The sequence below is a fragment of the Marinobacter salicampi genome (assembly GCF_011074795.1).
Lineage (GTDB): Bacteria > Pseudomonadota > Gammaproteobacteria > Pseudomonadales > Oleiphilaceae > Marinobacter > Marinobacter salicampi.
Genome location: NZ_JAAMPF010000004.1, coordinates 30,017 through 53,652, shown reverse-complemented (window position 1 = coordinate 53,652; position 23,636 = coordinate 30,017). Strand labels below are relative to the sequence as shown.

The following is a 23,636-nucleotide window of genomic DNA, read 5'->3' as shown; positions in this document are numbered from 1 at the left end:
GGTACTGTAAGGTCGTGATCATGAGCGATTATAACGGTTTATATTCAGCTGGGCCGGTGGAGCAGCGCGCAAATAGGCCGTACTACCTATCGGTATTACTTGTCATTGCTGCGCGAGATAAAGTGATCTCCGCTGAAAACGTCTTCTGATTTCAGGTAATCCTGTACCACGGGAGAGCAGTTAAGGTAGAACAACAACAGTTCCCGTTGTATATCCTGGTCCTGTATGCGGGAGGCATAACGGATAAGGTGACGGATCGCATCATCCTCGTGCTCGTCAAAGCGCTCACCATAGCGCTGCTCCACCAAGGCAGTTAGGCGCTCCAGGTGAAATTCCCCGGTGTGGGTCATATTCGAAGACAGGCTTAAGGTTTGGTCCTTCCGGCTAGCCGCAGTGTTTCCTTCCAGCCCTGGCTGGCCGAGCGTCCTTCGCCAGAGTTCTTTGAACATGGTCATGTCCTGATGCTGGAGCGTGTCCGGTGCTTTGAGGATAGCAAACTATCCCTCAGTTATCGTTTAAACTATGTTACGACGGAATTCCAAAAAAAGATGCATTGGAACCGGTCCGACGTCTCAAAAATGCGTTTCCTGCTGTTAAACACTGTTTGCTGTGGCCGGTAAAATTGTCTGCTGTGCCCGGTAAAGAAGGCGCAGAATCGAGCGGACGCGGTCGGGGTGCATGAGTAAATGGAGCCCAATTCTGAGACGCAAAAGTATCTGGCCCCATAAATAACCCGAAGCAGGAGCTGTCTGTGTTTGAAACAGTAGTAACTGACCTGACCCCGCAACTGGCAGGTCTGATTCTGGCCGCGGCTGTGGTTGCGGGTCTGTTGGTGGGAACCTTGATGCAGCGCCGCTGCCGGATCCGGGACGCTCTGAACGTCGAGCTGCAAAGGGAGCGGGACGAGGCACGGGATCAGTTACGCAACCTCGAGCATGAGACGGCTCTGCGGGACCAGCAGTCTGGTCAGACCAAGGATCAACTGGAGCATCTGCAGTCTGATAACAGGAAACTGCTGGCGGCGGTTGAGCACTGGCGGCAGCAGGCCACCAGCGGCGAGCACCGGCTGGCTTCTGTTACTTCCCAGGGTGAATCCCAGGCCCATCGGATCAGCCAGCTTGAGCAGGAACTTGGCGAACACAAACACAGGTACGAGGCTCTGACCCAGGAGCTTCATGGAGCGCGAATCAAACTCCGTGAGTATGAAGTGACCCTGGAGGAAGAGCGCCGGGCGACAGATGAAAAACTGACCCTATTGGAAAGGAACCGGGACGCGCTGAAACAGGAATTTGAAAACCTGGCGAACAAGATCTTCGACCAGAAAAGTGAGCGTTTCAGCCAGCAGACGCGCACCAGTCTGGATACCCTGCTGAATCCGTTCCGGGACCAATTGCAGGATTTCCGCAAGCGGGTGGAAGACGTCTACACCGTTGAAACCAAAGACCGCCAGGCCCTTCGTAGCGAGATTAAGTCCCTGCAGGCCCTGAACATGCAGATTACCGAGGAGGCAGCCAACCTGACGCGGGCACTCAAGGGCGACAAGAAAATTCAGGGCAACTGGGGCGAGGTGATTCTTGAGCGGGTGCTGGAGCGTTCAGGCCTGCGCAAGGGTATTGAGTATGACACCCAGGGCAGCTATCGGGATGGCGCCGGCCAGTTACTGAGGCCGGACGTCATTGTGCACCTGCCCGACAAGCGTCATCTGGTGGTGGACTCCAAGGTTTCCCTGGCGGCCTACCAGCAGTGGGTCAGCGAAGAAAATGAAGAGCTCAAAGCGGTGGCGCTGAAATCCCATGTGGATGCAGTACGTAACCATATCCGCAGTCTGAGCGAAAAAGACTACAGCCAGCTCAGCGGGCTGCATTCACCGGATTTCGTATTCCTGTTCATGCCGATTGAGCCGGCCTTTGTGGCCGCGTTCCAGCAGGACGAGAAACTGTTCAGCGAAGCCTTCGAGCACAAGATCATCGTGGTCACGCCCACCACGCTCCTGGCTACCCTGAGGACCATCGAGAACATCTGGCGGTATGAGCGCCAGAGCCAGAATGCCCGTCTCATAGCGGATAGGGCAGGGGCGGTCTACGATAAGTTAAGGGTATTCGTCGAAGCCATGGAGAAAATGGGCACACAACTGCAAACGGTACAGGGCACCTACGACAACGCCATGAATATCCTCACCCGGGGTCGGGGCAATCTTATCGCACAGGCCAATCGCTTTGTGGAACTGGGGGTTCGTGTTAAAAAAGAACTGCCCAAGGCCGTGATGGATCAGGCAGAAGTCGATACCGAAAACGCTGATGATCAGCAGGACAGTGACCGTGCTGCAGGTGTCGAAGGCCCTGAGGGTCGCGAATGTGTTGAGGATGCCGAAAGCAACGGCAACTAGAGCTGGCTGTCTGGCACTTGTACCAGGCTCCATAACAACAGGTGCCCGATAACCGGGACCGGAAAAGTGAGATGACGGGAATGAACGCCAACAGTAACAGGGTCTGCCACCGTTTTTTCGGTGGACTGGTATTTGTCAGCGCACTCTGGGCAGCCCAGGCTAACGCCCTGGCGCCGGAACATGAAACCCGTCGCCTGATGCTGGCCACGGAACAGGCTGTTCAGGAGGAACGCTGGGGCGATGCCGGAGAATTCCTCAATCGCATTCAGAAACTGGACGCATCAAAACCTGCCGCCTATGCCTATTACCGCGGCAAGGTCATGCTCCAGTCCGGTCACCATGCCGAGGCCAAGTCAGCTTTCGAGAGCTATGTGGAGTCTGCTGGCGAAGAGGGGGAATACTACAAGGATGCCCTGAGGCTGATTACGGAAGTCGAGCGTCAGCAAAAAGGCAAGACCGCCAATGGCAACGGTAATGGCAACGACCGCGTTGCCATGATCGAGCCTGCCGGACAGGGCGAGCCTGTGGACAAGCTGAAGCAGCTCTACCTGGCCGATTCCGATGTCGAGGCCCTGAAAATACACCTTAATACCCTGCTGGAAATGGCCGGCTGGCGTGAAGAGCAGCGCATTGTCCGCGCCGGGGCCAAGCCCGACATCCTGTACCGTGTGTCGGTCGGCTCCGGCGGTGAACTTGTTATCCAGGAATCCCGGCGCCAGGAAGACAGCGATGTCGAACGCAGGCTGTCGAGCCAGAGTCTTTCTGTTTATGGCGTCGATCCGAGCGTTAACTGGGACTGCAATGGCGTCAACCAGACCTGCTGGGTTTATGATCCCCGCAACGGCACCCGGCTATTCAAACTGTCCGATAACCGCGACCGTGCGGCCGAGGTTGCCCAGACCCTGGGCCGACTGATCAAGACCCTGCAGACGCCAGGCTAACGCCCCAAACCATCAGTCTTTGTCCCCCCGGTCACCTTCCCTGTAGGCGCCGGGGGTGACGCCGGTCCACTTCTTGAATGCCCGGTGAAAGGTCGACGGTTCGGTAAACCCCACCCGGTGGGCGATATCGTTGATGGGAAGTTCCGGGCGGCTCAGGTAGTAGATAGCCAGGTCCCGGCGCAACAGATCCTTGATCTCCTGAAACGATGTGTTTTCCTGCTTCAGCCGACGGCGCAGTGTCTGGGGGCTGGTGTGCAGTTCTGAAGCGATCCACTCGAAATCCGGCAATGAACGGGAGAAGTCACGTCCGATCAGCGTTCGTATGCGACCGGTGTAGGTATTGCTCTCATCCGGACGTGACAGGAGGTCCGCCGGTGAGGTCTTGAGGAACTGGTGCATTTCCGATTTATCACGGATGACCGGCGCGCCAAGAAAGCGGCGGTCGAATCTGAGTTCCGTCTCCGGGGCATCAAAGGTCAATGGGCAGTGGAATATATGTCGGTATTCGTCCCCGTGGGGTGGCCGCGGGTAGTCGAAAGCGGCGCTGTTCAGTTCCACCGGCTGGCCAATCAGCCAGCTTCCCAGGCGGTGCCAGATCACCAGCAGGCTCTCCTGCAGGAAGTGCATGGGGTCGTTCGTCTCGCCTTCTATAAGCGCCACCAGCCGCGCCTCGTCGCCCTCCGTTGCCAGCTTCATGGCCAGGGCCGGCTCAAACAGGCGCGAATACTGAAAGGCGCGCTCGTAAACCGCCTCCAGAGTCGGGCAGTCGATGACCAGGGCGCACATGGTGGCGAAGGTGCCGGTGCGGCCCCGGCGCGGACCCAGGCCCATGAACTCATCGTCCATCTCGGTCCAGAGCACCTGCATAAGGCGGCTGTATTGGGCACTGCTGACCCGGGCCATATCGATTTTCAGCAATTCCGGGGAAATGCCCGCCCGCCGCAGCATAGCCTGGACATCGTAGCCCTGGCGCTCGGCCCCGGTCATGGCCGCCTGCACAAAATGCCGGGAAACCGTCAGGTCTGCCATCAATTACATCCTGAAACTGGAAATGAGCACCATCATAAAACCCCTTCCGTGCATTGCAACTGCCTCGGGAAAGGTTGGAAGAAAAGGTCACTGGAAATGTCGCAACTGGCGGTTGGCCTGGACCGAAAAACAGGTCAGCATCGGTTAACACCATCCAACTAGCCATAACTACGTCTAACCAGAGGAGACATCATGACAGGCCCCCTGAGTCAGTTGAAGGTCCTGGATTTCACCACCCTGTTGCCAGGGCCCTACGCCACCATGATGCTGGCTGACATGGGAGCGGATGTGCTGCGGGTGGAAGCTCCTGACCGCATGGACCTGACCCGGGTCATGCCGCCCCATGACGGCGGTGTCAGTACCGCCCATGCCTACCTGAACCGCGGCAAGCGTTCCCTGGGTCTGGACCTCAAGAAGGACGGCAGCGCCGACATCATCAAAAAACTCGTGGCTGACTACGACGTTGTCATCGAACAGTTCCGGCCAGGGGTCATGGGTCGTCTGGGTATCGGCTATGACGTGCTCAAGGAGATCAACCCACAGCTTATCTATTGCGCCATCACCGGCTATGGCCAGACCGGGCCTTACCGCAACAGGGCAGGCCATGACATCAATTACCTTGCGCTGGCTGGGGTGAGCAGCCATAGCGGCCGTAGGGCGAGCGGGCCGCCGCCATTAGGTATCCAGGTGGCGGACGTCGCCGGTGGCTCACATCATGCCGTCATGGGTATTCTGGCAGCCATGGTACATCGACAGCACAGCGGCGAAGGCCAGTTCGTGGACATCAGCATGACGGATGCGGCTTTTGCCTTGAACGGTATGGCAGGGGCAGCCTGCCTTGGGGGCGGTGAGGAGCCGGCGCCTGAAAGCTCGCTGCTCAATGGAGGTTCTTTCTACGACTATTACGAAACCGCTGACGGACGCTGGTTGTCGGTAGGCAGTCTGGAGCCCCAGTTCTGCGCGCGCTTGTGCGAAGTATTGGAGATTCCTGAACTGACAAGCTACGGCCTGAGCCAGAAGCCGGCCCACCAGGCGGAACTTAAGGCGGCCATAAAGAAAGCGGTGGCCGGCAAGACCCTGGCCCAATGGCAGCAAGTGATGGGGGAACAGGACGCCTGTGTGGAGCCGGTACTGACGGTGGGCGAATCTTCCAGGCACCCGCAAATGCAGGCAAGGGAGATGGTCATCGAGGTGGACCGGGGCGACGGAACATGCCAGCGCCAGATCGGTCACCCCATCAAATTCAGCCGCACCCCTTGTGCCAGCCGCTATACCGGCAAACCCCTGGGTGCCGACAACGACGCCCTGCTCAACAAGTGATCAGTCCGCTGCCACTGCCGCAGAAGGGCCCGGGGCAGCGCTGGTAATCACCTGGTTGCGCCCGCTGTCTTTGGCCCGATAGAGAGCCTGGTCAGCCCGGGCCAGGGTTTCGTCAGTATTTTCCCCGCACACGTATTCAGCGACTCCGATGGAAACGCTAATCCGGAGTGCGTCGGTGATTTGGGGGAAACGCAGCTCTTCAATGGCTTTGCGGACTCGCTCGGCCTTGACGCTGGCGCCGTTGAGGGGAGTTTGGGGCAGCACGATCAGGAACTCTTCGCCACCATAGCGTCCGAAACAGTCAATGGCTCTGAGGTCGTTCGCGACACACTGGGCCACGGTCTTGAGGATGGTGTCGCCAGCCTGGTGGCCATAGCTGTCATTCACTTCCTTGAAATGATCGATGTCCAGCAGGCACAGGGAGAACGAGCCGGGGGTGCGGCTGTAGCGGCTGGACTCCTCGGAGATAACCTCGAACAAACGCCGGCGGTTATAGACTCCGGTCAGGTCATCAACATTCACCAGCTCCTGAATCCGGGCCATGGCTGCCTTGAGGTCGCGGTTCCGGTCCCGGAGCTTGCCCCGCAGGCCACTGATGAAGCCCCCGATGATGGCCATTTCCGCCATGACAAGCACAAAGGCCAGGGTCTGTACCATATCCCGGGCGCCGGTCAGCAGGTGCGGCTTGAAGGTCCAGATCGCCAGATAGAGTAAGCCGTACAGAGCGATAAACCACAGGCTCACGGCCAGGAATTGACGGAGACTCAGGGCCAGAATGCCATAAAGCAGCGGTACCATGGCAATCATGAGAAAGGCGGCCCGTGCCTGGCCGGCGTCCAGGTGAAACATGACCCAGAGCGCGGGCAATAGCGATAGCACCATCTGGGCGCCGGTCATGCTCGGGTCTTTAAAGCGCAGATTGAAATCTGACTGAATCAGTACCCAGAACGCGCCGTTCAGGACGATGGAGAAAAGCGCAAACTGGCCCACGACCCGTCCCGGAACCATGCCCTGGTACCAACAGAACACCACCACGGCGAAGGTGACGAAATAGGAAATAAGCGACATGCCCAGGCGCCTTTTCCGCAGGCACTGGTGGCGGGGAACGAGATCCTGCTCAGACTGGTCTGAAGGAGAGGGGGTGTCCTCGTCTGAACTCACGGATGCCATGAAATGACTTGCTGTTTTTATTGGATAGTCGCCATACAGTGTAGCCGTTGGATACGCAATTGCTTTGCTTCAGATCACAAGACCTTAAAGTTTCCCCTGAATGACTATAAATGTAGTTTATACAACCATTTAAAAGCGGAATATGTTACGTTTTGTAAGCGGAACCAAGCGTTATCTGGTAGTTTAGGAGTAGGTTGGCGGAGGGGCTGATCGATAAGAAAAAACGACCACAGGGAAGGGATATAGTATGAAATTGACTTCAATTTTTGCCCAATCGTGCGTATTGCCGGGACGATATGCGATGGGGTTGGCGCTTGCAGCTGGCCTACTTTTGACCGGTTGTTTTGACGGGGGAGATTCGGGTTCAGGCGACCAGATCAACGAACAATTATTTCCGGCTGACGGCAAGCTCAGCGCCACAATTCGCCGGACAGACGGTGGCGTACCCCACATAACCGCAAGCAACCTTTCTTCTGCCGCATTCGGGCACGGGTATGCGCAGGCACAGGATAATGTCTGCCTCTTGGCCGAGGCTTTCGTAAAAGCCCGGAGCGAGCGATCAAAATATTTCGGAGCTGGCCCGAAAGACATCAATATAATTAGTGACTTCAGCTATAAGGCCCAGGGAATTCATAGTGGGGCAGGGCAGCAGTTTGAAGAGCTTACTCCGGAAACCCGGGCCCTGGTCGAGGGTTTCACGGAAGGCTACAACCGGTACGTCGTGGAAACAGACCCTGCCGATTTACCGGCACAGTGCCGTAACGCCGAGTGGGTCAAGGAAATCACCCCCGCGGACCTGATCGCTTATTACCGCATTGTTGGCCAGTATGCCAGCGGAGCGCTTTTTGCCACCGGTGCGGTGTTTGGTGCCGTACCTCCCCATATGAGCCCGGCGCCGACCCCCGCCGATGGCGTAGCGACCACGGATGAGCTCAAGAACCTGCAGAAACAGGTGGTTGCCACCGCCGAAAAGCAGTCTCGCGCTGACAGGAACTTTCTGAATACTGGCCTGGCTAGCAACGCTTGGGCCATCGGTAAAACCATGACAGAGCAGGGCCGAGGCGCCCTGATGTCAAACCCCCACTTTCCCTTTACCGGCCACCGACGCCTGTACGAAGTGCAGATGACCGTTCCGGGGTACCTGAACGTCCATGGTGCAGGCCTGTTGGGTACGGCCATACCTCTGATCAACTTCAACGAGAACCTCGGCTGGTCCCATACCAACTCTGCAAGCCGGCGATTTACCTGGTACGAGCTGACCCTTAAAGAGGGTGATGCTCTCACCTATATCAAGGATGGTGAGGAGCGCCCAGTAACGTCTGAAACCTTTCAGATAGAAGTCGCAATGCCTGGCGTTCCGGAGCCGGTGGTTCTGGAGCGGGAGTTTTATTTCAGCGAATACGGCCCCATGCTGGCCCTCCATGAGGGTGAAAACCCCTTGCCTGCATGGGGGGACCCGAGTCCGGTCAGCCAGGCTCCTGTCGCTTACACCTATCGCGACGCGAATGCCGATTCCAGTGACCTGTTGGATACCTGGCTAAAGATGAGTCGCGCTAGCAATCTGGATGAGTTTCAGAGTGTTTTCGAAGAATGTGGTACCACGCTTTGGGTCAACGTCACCTATGCCGATGACCAGGGCAATGCGTTTTTCATTGATAGCAGCTCGGTTCCAAATCTCTCGGATAAATCGATCGCGCTAATCAACTTCAAACGCCAGGCCAGCCCTGAATATGCAGAGTTGTTCAATGCCGGCGTTACGTTGCTGGATGGCAGTACCTCTGAAGATGATTGGATCGAAGGGTCATGTAACGGCCTGGTTCCCTATGAGCACAAGCCAAAGCTCGTCAGGACAGATTGGGTGCAGAATTCAAACAGCAGCCATTGGGCCACCAACCCCGATGAGTTCCTGACCGGCTACTCGCCTCTGTTCGGGCCGGAGAAGGCAGAGCTCAACCCACGGACCAGATTGGGGCTGAAGATGCTCCAGAATCCCATGGAGCCTGGCATGCCGGACGCGCCCCTGCCGGCAGGGCAAGATGGGAAGTTCAATGCCAAGGAGCTTCTCGGGGTGGTATGGAATAACCGTGCCTTGTACGCGGAGCAGTTCCTGCCCGAGCTGAGGCAGCGTTGTACAGCTATCGGCGCTAGCCCGGTGGCGGGTCTGGACCTGACAGCCTGGTGCGATGCGCTCCATAGCTGGGATGGCCTGTACAATATCGACAGTGTCGGCGCGCATGTCTTCCGGGTATTCATGGCCAATTATCGCACCCAGTTCGCCACCGATCTGACGGTAGATTTCAGGCCCGACGATCCAGTCGGCACGCCCTCGACGCCATCGGAGGTGGGTGCTGGAACCGAGCAGGACACCATGCTCCAGGCCCTGGCGGCCGGTGTGGCCATACTTGAAGCTCAGGGCATACAGCCAACGGCTGAGCTCGGCTCGCTTCAATACTACCGGCCCTCGGGCGGCGCGAAACCAGGTACCGACGAAGTTGCGGTTTTTCTAACAGATCCGATTCCCTGGCATGGTGGCAACGGCGACGTCGACGGCGCCTTTAACGATATACAGGCCATGGACGCTGCAGAAGGTGCGGTTGCCGAAGACACCCGCTTCCCTATCATCGCATCCACAACCATCGACAACACGGCAGGTCTCTCAGACGGTTCAAACGGTGTGGATGGCTGGATGGTCCTACGGGGTACGACCTGGCATTTTGGTCTGGAGTTTACCGACAACGGGCCCGAAGCCTATGGCCTGATGAGCTACTCACAGTCCACTGATCCCATGTCGCCTTACTTTGTCGATCAGAGTATCCAGTACTCAAACAAGGAGCCTCGCAAACTGTTCTTTACTGAAGAAGATATTGCAGCAAATGTTCTGCCTCAGGGTGAGGTGACTGTCTCCCAATAGATTGTTCGCCTGCCGGGCGGCCTGGCCTGCGAGACTGGGCCGCCCGGAGTTTTTCGTTCCAGTATTTTCCCCACCTGAACCAGCGCCACCGAAATAGCCGTACAGCCAGTGGCCGTGCATTTCCGCTTAAATCTTGCCTACTCATTCCGTGAATTTCGGCCTTTTTAAATTGAATAGATTCCTACTGTTTAGGGCGAAAATGGCCTTTCTCTGCTAATTTTATATGAGATTGGCAGAGGTGCTGATCTATAAAAACAATGAGAAAAAGGAAGGGAAAGACTATGAAAGTGGACTCAAACTCACCCCGATCGTCGGCCGTGATGAGACGGTATGCCACGGGGCTCGCGCTAGCGGGTAGTGTGCTGTTAACCGGTTGCTTTGACGGTGGGAGTTCGTCTTCGAGCTCGAGTGACAATAACGAGGTTAACGAACAGTTGTTTCCCGCCAACGGAAAGCTAGCCGCAACAATTCGGCGGACAACTGGAGGCGTTCCTCATGTAACTGCAGATAACCTTTCTTCCGCCGCGTTTGGGCATGGCTATGCCCAGGCACAGGACAACGTTTGCCTGCTGGCGGAGGCTATCGTAAAGGCGCGGAGCGAGCGGTCGAAGTATTTCGGGCCTGGGCCAGATGCCCTGTTTGGCGTCGGGCTGAATATAGTGAATGATTTCAGCTATAAAGCGCAGCGAATATACAGCGGAGCGGAGGAACAGGTTGACGATCTCAATCCTGAGAGCCGCGCTATGGTCGAGGGCTTTTCGGCTGGGTACAACAAGTACGTTGAGGAAACCGATCCTGCGGACTTGCCAGCCGACTGCAGAAATGCTGAATGGGTACAAACGATTACGCCTGTAGATCTGCTTGCCCACTATCGGATTGCAGCGCAGTACGCCAGTGGCGCAGCTTTTGCCACCGGGGCTGTATTTCTCGCTGTTCCTCGGGACGAGAGCCCCGCGCCTACTCCTGTGAACCCGGTGACTGATACCGATAAGGTAGAGAAACTGTTGAAACAGGTGGTCGCAACTGCGGAGAAAGGGGCTGGCTCCTACCGTGGCTTTGAGCAGATGGGTCTGGCCAGCAACGCCTGGGGTATAGGCAAAACCATGACCGAACAGGGCCGTGGAGCACTGTTGGCAAATCCTCATTTTCCCTACACTGGCCACCGCCGTTTGTACGAAGTGCAGATGACGGTTCCGGGCTACCTTAATACACATGGGGCAGGCCTGTTAGGGACCGCTATACCTTTGATCAATTTCAATGAGAACCTGGCCTGGTCACATACTGTGAGCGCCAGCCAAAGGTTTACCTGGTACGAACTCACCCTAAAAGATGGGGATAACCTCACCTATATTAAGGACGGCGAAGAGCGTCCCATAAAGGTTGAAACCTTCCAGATCGAGGTGAAAATGGGCGGCACGGAACCGATGGTTCTCGAACGCGACTTCTATTTCAGCGAGTATGGCCCGATGCTCGCGGCTAATGCAGTCGATGACGAACTGCCTGCCTGGGGTTCTAACGGTGCCGTAAATAATTCCCCTGCTGCTTATACTTATCGGGATGCCAATGCCAACACGAACCAGTTACTGGATACATGGTTGAAAATGAGCCTGGCGACCAATTTGGATGAATTCCAGAATGTGTTCGAGGAGTGTGGCACTACACTCTGGACGAACACCACCTATGCGGACGACCAAGGAAATGCTTTCTACATAGACAGCAGTTCGGTTCCGAATCTATCGGAAAAATCCATCGCCCTTGTAAACTTCAAGCGTCAGTTCAGCCCGGCGTACGCAGCTCTATTCGAGGAAGGTATTACGCTCCTGGATGGCAGTACGTCTGAAGATGATTGGGTGGAAGGGCCTTGCAACGGACTGGTACCGTACGAGAACAAACCCAAACTTGTACGCACCGACTGGGTTCAGAACTCCAATAGCAGTCATTGGGCCACTAACCCAGATGCTTTCCTAACCGGTTTCTCGCCCCTGTTCGGGCCAGAGAAGTCCGAAATCAATCCCCGCACCCGGCTCGGCCTGAAAATGCTTCAGAATCCCATGGATACGGGCATGCCGACTGCCCCAGCACCAGCAGGACAGGACGGTAAGTTCAGTGCCGAAGAGCTGATCGGTGTGATCTGGAATAACCGTGCCTGGTACGCTGAGCAATTTCTGCCCGAACTACAGCAGAGGTGTGATGCTATCGGTTCTGCCACGGTTGCTGGTGAAGATCTGACCAGCTGGTGTGATGCGCTTCAGAGCTGGGACGGTCTATACAACATCGACAGTGTTGGGGCCCACATCTTCCGCGTATTTATTGCGAACTATCACAATCAGTCTGACACGGATCTGACCGTTGGCTTCCGCCCGGATGACCCTGTTGGAACGCCTTCTTCTCCTTCTGATACCAATAAAGGGACCCCCGAGGATTCGATGCTGCAAGCCCTGGCTGCCGGGGTAACTGCGCTCAAGTCCCAGAGTATTCTTCCAACGGATGAGCTGGGAAGCCTGCAGTACTACCGTCCTTCAGGTGGTGCTCAGCCAGGAACAGCGCAAGTGCCGGTTTTCCTGACCGATCCGATTCCCTGGCATGGCGGTGACGGCAACGTTGACGGGGCCTTTAACGCGATCGGTGTTGTGGACTCAGAGTTTGCTGAGGATACACGGTTCCCGCGAATTGATCCTTCGACAATCGATGACACAGCGGGCCTGTCTGACGGCACCGACAATGTTGATGGCTGGCTAATGGCCCGTGGTACAAGCTGGCACTTTGGGCTTGAGTTCACCGATAACGGACCTGAGGCTTATGGTCTGCTGAGTTACTCACAGTCCACGGATCCCATGTCACCTAACTTCAAGGACCAGAGTGTGCAGTACTCGAATAAGGAGTACCGCCAACTGTTCTTTAGTGAAGAAGACATTGCAGCCAATGTTCTGCCTCAGGGTGAGATGACTATTACCCAGTAATTACTACGGATTGCTCAGGGCGGCCCTCGTGTAAGAGTGGGTAGCCCTGAGTTTCTTCGCTCTCCTCCAGTTTCTCTCCATTACCATGGCTCCAGTACCGGACTGGATGAACGGTCGAACTGCTTTACCCCATACCCGATGTACGTTGTTCATTCCTTGGTGATTCATTTCTACAGCTCACACTTCAGGACTATGCCCTGCCTAGCTCCAGGGCCTAGCGGTGTTAAAAGACAGCAGTAATTGGTGGGCACATGCTTTGAGAGGGCGAATACACCAAGCTAGAGCCATTATCCCGAGCCTTGGGCCTGATTGGTAGTCATGTGGAGCCTAGCCGGTATTTCATTGAGGCAAACGCGAGGCAAAAAAAGCCCCGGCGAACCGGGGCTTTCAAGTTTCAGCTCGAGTTATTCGTCTTGATCCAGTGCGCTCTCAAGAGTATCGCTCTCGCCCAATACTGACAGGTTTGCAGCGTCTTCTGGAGCCGGGCTTGTTGTTGTCAGAACCGGAACGCCAGCGATGGCTAGGATAGTCTGCCGAACCATCTCTGAGAAGGCCGGGATGGTGTTTGAGCCGCCAGGGCATTGCGCATCTTCAGGATCCGGCTGTGTTGCTGGTCCGACAAACGTGCCGTGATTGGCATCTGTGCATGGATTGGCGCCTTCAAAGAACGATGCTGCTGGCAATGCGCCTTCGCCTGCTGCAGAACCCGCCTCAACCAGGTTAAGCCCCGCACCGTCTGCCAGCGTACCTCCATCAGCACCCAGATCAATCAATGCCATCAGAGGCTCAGTGGATGCAAGCGGTGCAGAGAATGCTTCACCCAGTGGGTTAACGTTTGCTTCGTTCGGCACGGTTGAGTCACCAATTACTTCGCTAATCAGGATATTGTTCGTTGAGCCACCAAGGGATTTGGCGAAGTTCACCGGATCCGTCGCATCAACAACCGACTGGAACACATAGAGGAAATTCTCAAAGTTAGCCGTACCCTGATTTACGCCGGCCGCAGCCAGCCCCCCAATGATTGAGCTTGAGAAAGCCGGAGAGTTCTCAATCAGGCGAGTTAACTGTCCTCCAGTGTTATGCAACACCACTGTGGACAGTGTTGGAAAGGTAAGCGAGTCCAGGGGAGCGCCAGCCGCCTGGTAGGTACCCTTCAAGGTTGCATTCAGTGTGGGGTCGTTAACCAGTGACGCAAACGTCGTACCGGAAATTCCGCCGAGCGAATGGCCCACAAAGTGAAGATCCAAGCCTGCAAGTTCGCCTGAATTTGTCGGTCCAGTGATGCCCATGGTTTGCACAGATGCAGCCACGTTCAATAGATCGACAACGCCTTGACGAAGGTTATCCCGATTGTTAAGCATGTTGGACGGATTAATGAACAGACTACCCGATTCAACGTCTGCAAGATCAGCCGAGACCGGCTGCTGCTGTGCGTTAGCAGTGTAATTGAAGTGACGCTCACCGACGTAGTCAGCGCTGATCAGCGCGTTGAGCTGATCGTCAAGTGCCTCGCTGAGGCCAAGAAATGGTTGTATTGCCGCAGTAAGCGATGCCTCCGACAGTGGCGTAAGACCCGGAATAAGACCCGCCGTAGCACCAGCAAGGCCATGTAGAGGCTGATCTATTGCAATCACAACCTGGCAGGACTGGTTGGCTAGTAAAATTCCTGGAAGCATTGAAACACTGCGGTCAACCGTAATGCCATGCTGGAATATAGTCACGCCTTCGGGTTCACCGGTTACCGTGCAATTCGTATTGTCTGAAGTTGGGTGGAATGCCACGACCGGCACGGTAGTTGTTGCTTTCTGCTCTGGGAACGGGAAGTAGCCGTTCACGTTGAGCGCGCCGTCGGTATCTCTTAGAAAGCGGAAGGTATCAACGCCGGGCTCCAGAGATTCACTGATTCCGGCTTCCAAACTTGTGCTGCCTTCAAACCTGCCGGTTGAAAGGCCTGTACCATCTGAGCCTGGGAGCGATTGAAAATATGGCAAAGCGATAGCACCTTGCGAAACACGCACCCCGTCAGCGGCTATTACAATAGGGTTGTTGGGGTTTTGGGCAGCTAACCCTTCAATGGTGGCCAAGCCACTGGCAGGCGTAGGCGAAGAGAAAAAAGAGGGCCTGGGAACAGGTAAATGCAAAGATTTACCAACTTCACCAGTGATTGCAGCTTCAATGTTCGCAGGCAGCGTAATTTTCTGAAGCTCACCAAGTCTGGTGATGGCCGCCAGTTCAGCTGCCGTCAGCGTTGCGGGGTTGAGCTGCCTAGCCTCAAGTTTGCCTGCTTTTTCAGAAAGATCGCCCAGTTTTGTCGTTAGCTGCGAGAAATTCAGCGCGGGGAAATTATCTCTCACCGCCTTCAACTGTGCTGTAAAGCCCACTTTCTCCCCAAGCGCCTGGCCATATGCCGCTGGCGCCATCATCGCCTTCAAAACTTCGGTGTCTGCATTGGTAGTAAAGGAATAGGAAAGGGCGGACTCAGCCTCAACACCCATCACTGCCAGGAAGCCATTGCCAAGGGCGTCAGAGCTTTCCAGAATATTCTTAACGTTTTCCAGCGCAGCGTTGCCTAGTGTGCCATCTGCAATTTCCAGATCCTGAATGGACCGGGCAATAGGCTTACCGTTCGCGCCCTGTACATCGTCGGTCACAATAACAAGGTACTTCTGCCCTTCGATCAGTGGCTGAAGGGGCACAACGCGAATCGCATTGTTTACACCACCATCAAGACTCACAACATCAGCACGAAATTTGGGCTGTAGGCCCTCGTCGCTCAGGAACGGGTTATCGGAAACTATGCTGGATGGGTTCGTGTTAGGCAGAGCTTCTGGCGCCCTCTCTAGCACCGGATCCACATTCAGAGGTACAAGGAAAACGGTGGTATTAGCCATGACCGAGTCAGGGTTCAGTTCGCCGCTGAATTTCTGGCTGAATGCGCCGGAGGTAGAAAATCCTGAAAGCCGGTTGATTGCATCGTCTGCCGGAGAGCTGCCTGCAGAGGTGCCGGTAAAGTCAAAGTTGGCACTTTGAGTCGCACCCAGCAGGAGGATCAGGTCCGAGTTGACCGGGAACTGTGCTGGCGGATCATTTGCGATCGGGTTCGGGTTGTAAAGTGGCCGAACCAGGCTCTTATCATAGGTCGTATCAGTAATCTTATATTCCGGGTTCGCATTCGCCCCGGTATCCCCATCACTAAAACAGCCGGTCAGCCCAAGTGAGGACGCCACGGCAAGGCTTATTAGAGTTTTCTTGAACATGGGTGGAACCCTTTCCTGTTGTTGTATCGTTATAGGCGGCTTCTGACGGGGCCGGAGCCAGCCGGTAAGCCCGTTGTCAGAGGCCGGTTATTCTTGATCTTGGCCAGCGCTCTTAGCCACTTTTTCTATCACTCTGACTATAGCGAAAGATAAAGGAACCTGTTTATCGCTCTAAAGTGTGATTCTCACGGGTGTAGCGATGGCAAGGTGGTCCTCGGGGTGCTCTGAAGGAACGGCTTCAGGGGTTCCCTCAAAAATAGTTGGCTCTCCGACGTTTGTCGAGTGCTCCGGGGCTAACCTGCGGTTTATTTTACATTCCCCGGAGCCGGTCACAGAAAGGCTCAGCTAAAGCCTGAAAAGTCGGGTTTGCGTTTCTCGGCAAAGGCCTTGAATGCTTCGGCAGCTTCCGGGGATTTCAGCCTTTCGCCAAAGAGTTCACCTTCCTCCAGCATGGTGGCTTCAAGGGCCTTCAGGCTGGAGCGGTTCAGCAGATCCTTGGTGGCCCGGATGGCAGCCGGGGGCTGGGCGGCCAGCTGCTGGCAGAGGGCCAGGGCGGTCGTTTCGGTTTCGTCAGGCTCACAGACCCGGTTGATCAGCCCAAGACGAAGGGCTTCGCTGGCATCGAAGGCCCCTCCGAGCATCAGCAGTTCCGCCGCACGCACGCGGCCAAGCCAGGCGGGTAGCAGCAGGCTAGATCCACCTTCCGGGCAAAGACCGAGGTTGGCGAAGGGCATCTGGAAGCGGGTGTTGGTGCCAGCCAGAACCAGGTCGCAATGCAGCAGCATGGTGGTACCGATGCCTACCGCAGGGCCATTGACGGCGGCCACTACGGGCTTGGTGGCGTTGGCAAGACCAAACAGAAAGCGGCCTACCGGGGAGGCCCGAAATTCGTCGCGTAGTCCCGCAGAAAATTCCCCCAGGTCATTTCCCGCGGTAAAGCATTCGGCATTGCCGGTAAAAAGGAAACAACGAACCTCGCTGTCCTGATGACCGTTATCCAGGGCATCCGCCAGGGCGGAGTACATCTTCCGGGTGAGGGCGTTCTTGCGGTCGGGCCGGTTGAGTCGCACGACCAGCGTGTGGTTCTGTTTTTCAGTAGTAATGAGGCTGCTCAACGAAGGGCTCCTTTTTATTGCGCCTTTATAGCGGCGTGTGGTTTTCGGAAAACGGGATACAGGGTAATAGATAGGTAGCCATTGGTCGCGATGAAATTCGGCCCGGGGCGAATTTCTGGTAAACTCACCCAGATTTTTTGGCCACCCATAATTCCGATATAACCCTGATGAGACGCCTATGACCACCATAATCCGCCAGGACGACCTGATTGAGAGCGTAGCGGACGCGCTTCAGTTTATCTCGTATTACCATCCCAAGGATTTTATCCAGGCTGTGTATGAAGCCTACCAGAGGGAAGAGTCCCAGGCGGCCAAGGATGCGATGGCACAGATTCTGATCAACTCCCGCATGTGTGCCCAGGGCAAGCGCCCGATCTGCCAGGACACCGGCATCGTGACCGTATTCGTAACCGTGGGCATGGATGTGCAGTGGGACGCGGATATGGCCCTGGACGACATCATTAATGAAGGGGTGCGCCGGGCCTATATGCATCCTGACAATGTCCTTCGTGCTTCCGTGCTGGCGGATCCGGACGGCAAACGCGCCAATACCAAGGACAACACGCCTGCTGTTATTCACTACAAGATCGTGCCCGGTAACACCGTTGATGTCCATGTTGCAGCTAAAGGCGGCGGCTCGGAAGCCAAGTCCAAGTTTGCCATGTTGAACCCGTCGGATTCCGTTGTGGAATGGGTTCTGAAGATGGTACCCCAGATGGGCGCTGGCTGGTGCCCGCCCGGTATGCTGGGCATCGGTATCGGCGGTACCGCTGAGAAGGCCATGGAGCTGGCAAAGGAATCCCTGCTGGAACCAATCGATATTCATGACCTGCAGGCCCGGGGCGCCTCCAACCGGGCCGAGGAGCTACGTCTGGAGCTGTTCGACAAGGTCAACGATCTGGGCATCGGAGCCCAGGGCCTGGGCGGCCTGACCACGGTGCTGGATGTGAAAGTGAAGGATTACCCCACCCACGCTGCCAACAAGCCGGTGGCTATCATCCCCAACTGTGCAGCCACTCGTCACGCGCACTTTGTGCTGGATGGCACTGGTCCGTCACTGCAGACGCCGCCGAGCCTGGAAGACTGGCCGGAGATCACCTGGGAAGTGGGTGACAGCGTTCGCAGGGTAAATCTCGACACTGTGACTCCCGAAGACGTCAAGGACTGGAAGCCGGGCGAGACGGTTCTGCTTTCGGGCAAGATGCTGACCGGGCGTGATGCGGCCCACAAGAAGATGGTCGACATGATCGAACGTGGCGAAGAGCTGCCGGTAAGCATGAAAGGCCGCTTCATCTATTACGTGGGGCCGGTGGACCCCGTACGCGAGGAAGTGGTCGGGCCAGCCGGGCCGACGACCGCAACCCGCATGGACAAGTTCACCCGCACGATGCTGGAAAAGACCGGCCTGACCGGCATGATCGGCAAGGCCGAACGGGGCCAGGTCGCCATCGACGCCATTCGCGAGTTTGGCGCGGTCTACCTGATGGCTGTGGGCGGTTCCGCCTATCTGGTGTCCAAGGCGATCAAGAAAGCCGAAGTGGTGGCCTTCGAGGAACTGGGGATGGAAGCCATCTATGAGTTCGAGGTGGAAGACATGCCGGTCACCGTGGCAGTGGACTCCAAAGGCTCATCGGTTCATCAGACCGGCCCCGCCGAATGGCACGACAAGATCATCGCTGCCAAGGCGGTGTAAACCGGACGATTGGAAAGACGGGGCTTCGGCCCCGTTTTTTATTGGGCGATCGTAGGTTTTCGCGCGCCTGATATAGCCCATGTCCAGTCTCATGACGAACAGCTGATATTCAGGTGCTTGCCCCAGTCCGGAGGCAGGGCAGCATAGCGCTCGTTGTCAGGCTGCTCGTCGAAGGGGTATTTAAGAACCTCCAGTAGCTTATGGAGTGGATCGTAATTGCCGGTCTGGGCATCCTGAATCACTTCCTGGGCCAGGTAGTTGCGCAGGATGTACTTGGGGTTGATTGCACACATGGCCTTTTCCCGCTCGTGGGCGGTTCGCGTCTCCGTGTCCAGTCGCGCCTGGTAGGTTTCCAGCCACTGGTCCGCCACCGTCCGGTCAACGAACAGGTCCCGGACCGGGCCGCTCCCGTTGGACGGAAGTCGGGCCAGCGCCCGGAAAAACAGGGTGTAGTCGATGTGATGCTCATGGAGCATGCTGAAGGTTTCCATGATCAGGTCGATGTCTTTATCCTGTTCGAGCGCCAGCCCCAGTTTTTTCCGCATGGTTTGCAGAAAATGCTCGTTATAGGCCTTCTCGTAACTCCTTAACGCCTCCAAAACACTGTCCTCACCCATCAATGGCAATAGCGCCCGAGCGAGATACTGACAGTTGATAAAGCCTATCTCCGGCTGCCGGTTGTAGGCATAACGGCCACCGTCGTCGGTGTGGTTGCAGATATACCCGGCATCGAAGTCATCCAGGAAGGCGTAGGGGCCGAAATCAAAGGTGTCGCCAATGATAGACATATTGTCGCTGTTCATCACGCCATGGCAGAAGCCGACCGTCTGCCAGTCCGCCACCAGCCGGGCGGTACGCTGGACAACCTCGGTCAGCCAGCGCCGGTAGCGCTCGTCGTCAGCCAGGCTTTGCAGGTGGCTGAAGTGGAGCTTGATGACGTGATCAGCAAGGTTTTGGAGGGTGTCCCGGCCGCCAGTGTCGACAGCAAACTCGAAGTGACCGAAGCGGATGTGACTCTGGGCGACCCTCATAAGGGTGGCGGCGGTTTCAATGGATTCCCGGCGCACCGGGTCCCGGGCACTGACCATGAACAGGGCGCGGGTGGTGGGAATCCCAAGGAAATGCATGGCCTCGCTGCACAGGTATTCCCTGATGGTTGATCTCAGGACCGCACGGCCGTCGCCGAACCGGGAGTAGGGTGTCTGACCGGCACCCTTCAGGTGCCAGTCCCAGCGCCGGTTATCGGGGCCAATGGTCTCCCATAACAGAAGGCCACGGCCATCCCCCAGGTCCGGGTTGTACATGCCGAACTGGTGGCCGGTGTATTTCATGGCCACAGGGTCCATGCCCTCAAGAAGTTCCCGGCCAGCACCGATGGCCGTCCATTGCTCGGTATCTCCGATATGGAACCCCATGTCTGCGGCCAGACCGGTGTTGAAGCAGACCATGCGTGCATTGTGCAGGGGTGTGGGCTGCACCCGGCTGTAAAAGGCGTCGGGCAGTTCCAGGTACCGGTGTTCGATTTGATAGTCAGCCAGAATCTTCGCTCCTTGATCATGTTCGGCCCGCCTATCCGGACCCCTGTCGTTTCTTTACTGATTTCCTATACGTTTTATTGTGTCAGACTGTCCAAAGACAACCCAGGTCAGCCGGGTTTACGGCGTGTCACCCCAGCCTGACCTGGTGAACGCTGTATTGGTACAGAAACTGCAGTTGTATTGTTCAAAAACTGAAGAACAGCAAAGCACCGCCGCCACATGAACGTGGATCAGGAGACTGAGCGTGCCAGCAGAACGATCACAACCATCAGAACTATCACCGCAAGCGGCTCAACGGATTACCGACCTTATTCGCCAGGAGGCCCTGCCGCCCTCGTATCAGGCCAATATCGAGACCTACCTAGTGCCACTGGCGAGCCGGGTCGCAGCCTGGCAACAGGCTCTTGATAGACCACTGATCCTGGGCCTTAACGGTGCCCAGGGTACGGGCAAGTCTACCGTGGCATTGTTTCTGCAGAGTTTGCTTAACGAAGCCCACGATTGTCCCTGCGCCCGTTTTTCCCTGGATGATATCTACCTTACCCGGGCCGAGCGGGAAGGTCTGGCTGCGAGCATTCACCCCCTGTTATTGACCCGGGGCGTGCCCGGCACCCATGACCTTCTTCTGGGCCAACAGGTTATCGATGGCCTACTGGTTGATGACCCGAGCCATGAAACGCCCATCCCAGCCTTTGACAAAGCCATTGACGATCGCGTGCCTAAACATGAATGGCCGGTTTTCAAGGGGCCGGCCCGGGTGATTCTTATCGAGGGTTGGTGTCTGGGCGCCAAGCCTGAACATGATCCCGAACGGTTAGCCAGGCCTTTGAACAAGCTTGAGAAATACGAAGATCAGGACGGCTTGTGGCGGCAATATGTGAATGATCAGCTCTGGGGGCCCTACGCCTGGTTCGTCGACCAGATCGACAGGCTGATCATGCTCAAGGCGCCGTCCATGGAGAGCGTTGTACGCTGGCGCACCCTGCAGGAGCATAAACTCGCCCAGAAACTGGGCAGTGCACCGGAAGAGGGCGGCAAGCCAGTCCGGAAGGTCATGGACCCCAACGAGCTGGCCCGCTTCATCATGCACTACGAGCGGATCACTCGCCGCTGCCTGGCTGAAATGCCAGCCCGTGCCGATGTTGTGCTGGAAATAGACCAGGACCATCAGATCAAGGCACAACGGCTACATGACCAACTCGAAGGAGACTGGTTGAGATGACACGACCAAGACTGATTATCTTTACCGACCTTGACGGTACCCTGCTGGACCATGACACCTACGACTGGACACCGGCCAGGCCGGCGCTGGAGAAACTCAGGCAATCCCAGGTACCGGTAGTACTGAACTCCAGTAAGACCGCAGCGGAGTTAAATGCACTCCGAAGCGAGATGGGCAACACCGACCCCTACATCGTTGAAAATGGCGCTGCTGCGGTGATTCCGGCTGGTTATTTCGCACATAAGGGGGGTGACGGTGTAGATGAGGGTGAGGATGAGACGGTCAGCTTCGCCGCGCCCCGCTCAGAGATTCTGGCCGTATTGGCCGAACTACGGGCGCAAGGCTACGTGTTCGACGGCTTTGAGGATATGACCGCAGAGCAGCTGGCCGAATACGCCGATCTGACGCCTTCGGTAGCGGCTCTGGCGAAGCAGCGCCTGGCTACTGAACCCCTGGTGTGGAGAGGTAATGGCATCGATATGTCAGGTTTCCGGCAGGCCCTGGAAGAGCGCGGGCTGAGGCTGGTCAAGGGGGGGCGCTTCCAGCATGTGATGGGTCCTTACGATAAGGCCCAGGCCATGCGCTACCTGACTCGTCGCTACCAGGAATTCTACGGCGAACCGGTCACCTCCGTGGCCCTGGGCGACAGCCCCAACGATCGCCAGATGCTGGAAGCGGCGGACATTGGCGTGGTCATTCGCGCTGCTGCCCCTGAGCGCCTGATGTTGTCCGACCAGGACAATGTGATGTACTCCGACCGGAAAGGTCCGCAGGGCTGGAATGAGTGCGTACTGACCATTCTTGCCGGCAAGGGTTACTGACCGCAACCACCAAGCGAGGAAGGCTATGGGAGACTTTTACCAGAACGGAATCATAACAACCCTTCACAACCTCAGTCGACGCCCGGTGGAAGACCTGGAGCGGGAACTGATGCGCTTTCGCAAGACCCGCCCCATGGCTCTGGTCCTGCCTTCGCTCTACTCGGAACTTGAGGGGCCCGCGCTGAAGAATATTGTCCACGAACTGGCGAAAGTGCCCTATCTTGAGCAGATCGTGGTGGGGCTGGATCGCGCGGACGAGGCCCAGTACCGTCACGCCCTCGAATATTTTGCCGAGCTGCCCCAGCACGTCCGGGTCATCTGGAATGACGGACCCCGGATGCAGGCCATTGATAAGAGCCTGCGGGAGAGGGGCCTGGCACCTGAAGAGTTGGGCAAGGGTCGTAACGTCTGGTACTGCTTTGGCTACGTGCTGGCTGCAGACAAGTCGGAGGCTGTCGCCTTGCATGACTGTGACATTCTCACCTACTCCCGGGATCTGGTGGCCCGCCTTATCTACCCGGTGGCCCACCCGGGCTTCCATTACATGTTCTGCAAGGGCTATTACGCCCGGGTAGCCGATGGCAAAATTAACGGACGGGTCTGTCGGCTGCTGGTAACACCGTTACTTCGGGCCCTGAAAAAAGTCTGTGGACCCAATGATTTTCTGAACTACCTGGACAGCTTCCGGTATCCGCTTGCGGGCGAGTTTTCCTTCCGGACCGACGTCATACGGGACCTGCGCATACCCAGCGACTGGGGCCTGGAGGTGGGGGTGCTGTCGGAGATGAAACGGAACTATGCAACCAACCGTCTGTGCCAGGTCGACATTGCCGATACCTACGATCACAAGCACCAGGACCTGTCCCCGGAGGACGCCGACCAGGGCCTGTCAAAGATGAGTACCGACATCAGCAAGGCCCTGTTCCGGAAACTGGCCACCAACGGTGAAGTATTTTCCAATGAAAAATTCAGGACCATCAAGGCGGCGTACTATCGCGTAGCGCTGGATTTTATTGAAACCTACCAGAGTGATGCAGCGATCAACGGGCTGACCTATGATCGCCATAAGGAAGAGCAGGCGGTTGAACTTTTTGCCCAGAACGTGATGCGTGCGGGGGCCTATTTTCTGGATAACCCCATGGAAACGCCGTTTATTCCGAGCTGGAGCCGGGTAGAGAGCGCGATCCCTGGCATAATGGAACAGGTCATGGAAGCAGTCGAGGCAGACAACCAGGAACACAGTCATTATCAGCGGTAAGACGGAGTAGCAGTG

The 23,636-nt window shown here is 56.6% G+C and carries 15 protein-coding genes; 9 read left to right on the top strand and 6 right to left on the bottom strand.

The genetic code is table 11. The annotated features are described in order from the left end of the window. Positions 1-95: 95 nt before the first annotated feature. Complete coding sequence (locus tag G7W63_RS01750) at positions 96-449, bottom strand: hypothetical protein (RefSeq protein WP_242634277.1); 354 nt, start codon at positions 447-449, stop codon at positions 96-98. A gap of 395 nt (positions 450-844) precedes the next feature. On the opposite strand from G7W63_RS01750, the gene G7W63_RS01745 reads away from it, so the two are divergent. Together G7W63_RS01745 and G7W63_RS01740 are read left to right on the top strand one after the other, a co-directional pair. Further along, positions 845-2,386, top strand: coding sequence for a DNA recombination protein RmuC (locus G7W63_RS01745; RefSeq protein ID WP_207308858.1), 1,542 nt, complete (start codon positions 845-847; stop codon positions 2,384-2,386). A gap of 71 nt (positions 2,387-2,457) precedes the next feature. Next, on the top strand, positions 2,458-3,327 hold the full coding sequence (locus tag G7W63_RS01740) for a tetratricopeptide repeat protein (RefSeq protein ID WP_242634276.1): 870 nt from the start codon (positions 2,458-2,460) through the stop codon (positions 3,325-3,327). 12 nt (positions 3,328-3,339) lie between these two features. Here the strand turns inward: G7W63_RS01740 and G7W63_RS01735 are convergent, their stop codons facing one another. Continuing rightward, positions 3,340-4,356: an AraC family transcriptional regulator gene (locus G7W63_RS01735; protein WP_166252230.1), complete on the bottom strand. Its 1,017-nt coding sequence runs from the start codon at positions 4,354-4,356 to the stop codon at positions 3,340-3,342. A gap of 192 nt (positions 4,357-4,548) precedes the next feature. Here G7W63_RS01735 and G7W63_RS01730 point away from each other — a divergent pair, with 192 nt between their 5' ends. Continuing rightward, positions 4,549-5,676, top strand: coding sequence for a CaiB/BaiF CoA transferase family protein (locus G7W63_RS01730; protein ID WP_166252227.1), 1,128 nt, complete (start codon positions 4,549-4,551; stop codon positions 5,674-5,676). On the opposite strand, the gene G7W63_RS01725 is transcribed toward G7W63_RS01730, so the two are convergent. After that, positions 5,677-6,744, bottom strand: coding sequence for a GGDEF domain-containing protein (locus G7W63_RS01725; protein ID WP_166252224.1), 1,068 nt, complete (start codon positions 6,742-6,744; stop codon positions 5,677-5,679). A 349-nt stretch (positions 6,745-7,093) separates the two neighbouring features. Here G7W63_RS01725 and G7W63_RS01720 point away from each other — a divergent pair, with 349 nt between their 5' ends. Then, the gene (locus tag G7W63_RS01720; RefSeq protein ID WP_166252221.1) at positions 7,094-9,757 is read left to right on the top strand and encodes a penicillin acylase family protein; all 2,664 of its coding nucleotides are present in this window, start codon (positions 7,094-7,096) and stop codon (positions 9,755-9,757) included. 257 nt (positions 9,758-10,014) lie between these two features. Beyond that, entirely contained in the window at positions 10,015-12,717 is a 2,703-nt protein-coding gene (locus tag G7W63_RS01715) for a penicillin acylase family protein (RefSeq protein WP_166252218.1), read from the top strand. Positions 12,718-13,121: 404 nt separating this feature from the next. Here the strand turns inward: G7W63_RS01715 and G7W63_RS01710 are convergent, their stop codons facing one another. Together G7W63_RS01710 and G7W63_RS01705 are read right to left on the bottom strand one after the other, a co-directional pair. Next, complete coding sequence (locus tag G7W63_RS01710; protein ID WP_166252215.1) at positions 13,122-15,974, bottom strand: MECDP-synthase; 2,853 nt, start codon at positions 15,972-15,974, stop codon at positions 13,122-13,124. Between the two features lie 341 nt (positions 15,975-16,315). Next, positions 16,316-17,089, bottom strand: coding sequence for an enoyl-CoA hydratase (locus tag G7W63_RS01705; RefSeq protein ID WP_207308856.1), 774 nt, complete (start codon positions 17,087-17,089; stop codon positions 16,316-16,318). Between the two features lie 178 nt (positions 17,090-17,267). On the opposite strand from G7W63_RS01705, the gene G7W63_RS01700 reads away from it, so the two are divergent. Then, positions 17,268-18,782 carry a fumarate hydratase gene (locus G7W63_RS01700; RefSeq protein ID WP_166252209.1) on the top strand — a complete coding sequence of 505 codons (1,515 nt, stop codon included), beginning with the start codon at positions 17,268-17,270 and terminating at the stop codon, positions 18,780-18,782. A gap of 89 nt (positions 18,783-18,871) precedes the next feature. Here the strand turns inward: G7W63_RS01700 and G7W63_RS01695 are convergent, their stop codons facing one another. Beyond that, positions 18,872-20,323 (bottom strand): protein adenylyltransferase SelO, encoded by a 1,452-nt coding sequence (locus tag G7W63_RS01695; RefSeq protein ID WP_166252327.1) that lies wholly within the window; start codon positions 20,321-20,323, stop codon positions 18,872-18,874. Between the two features lie 241 nt (positions 20,324-20,564). Here G7W63_RS01695 and G7W63_RS01690 point away from each other — a divergent pair, with 241 nt between their 5' ends. Genes G7W63_RS01690 through G7W63_RS01680 form a run of 3 tightly spaced genes read left to right on the top strand, consistent with a single transcriptional unit; the run spans position 20,565 to position 23,621 of the window. Beyond that, positions 20,565-21,542, top strand: coding sequence for a hypothetical protein (locus tag G7W63_RS01690; protein WP_242634275.1), 978 nt, complete (start codon positions 20,565-20,567; stop codon positions 21,540-21,542). After that, positions 21,539-22,363 carry an HAD-IIB family hydrolase gene (locus G7W63_RS01685; protein ID WP_166252206.1) on the top strand — a complete coding sequence of 275 codons (825 nt, stop codon included), beginning with the start codon at positions 21,539-21,541 and terminating at the stop codon, positions 22,361-22,363. Before G7W63_RS01690 ends, G7W63_RS01685 begins: the two co-directional genes overlap by 4 nt. Positions 22,364-22,388: 25 nt before the next feature. After that, a complete protein-coding gene (locus G7W63_RS01680) occupies positions 22,389-23,621 on the top strand; it encodes a glycosyltransferase family protein (RefSeq protein WP_166252204.1) in 1,233 nt (410 codons plus the stop codon). Positions 23,622-23,636 lie beyond the last annotated feature (15 nt).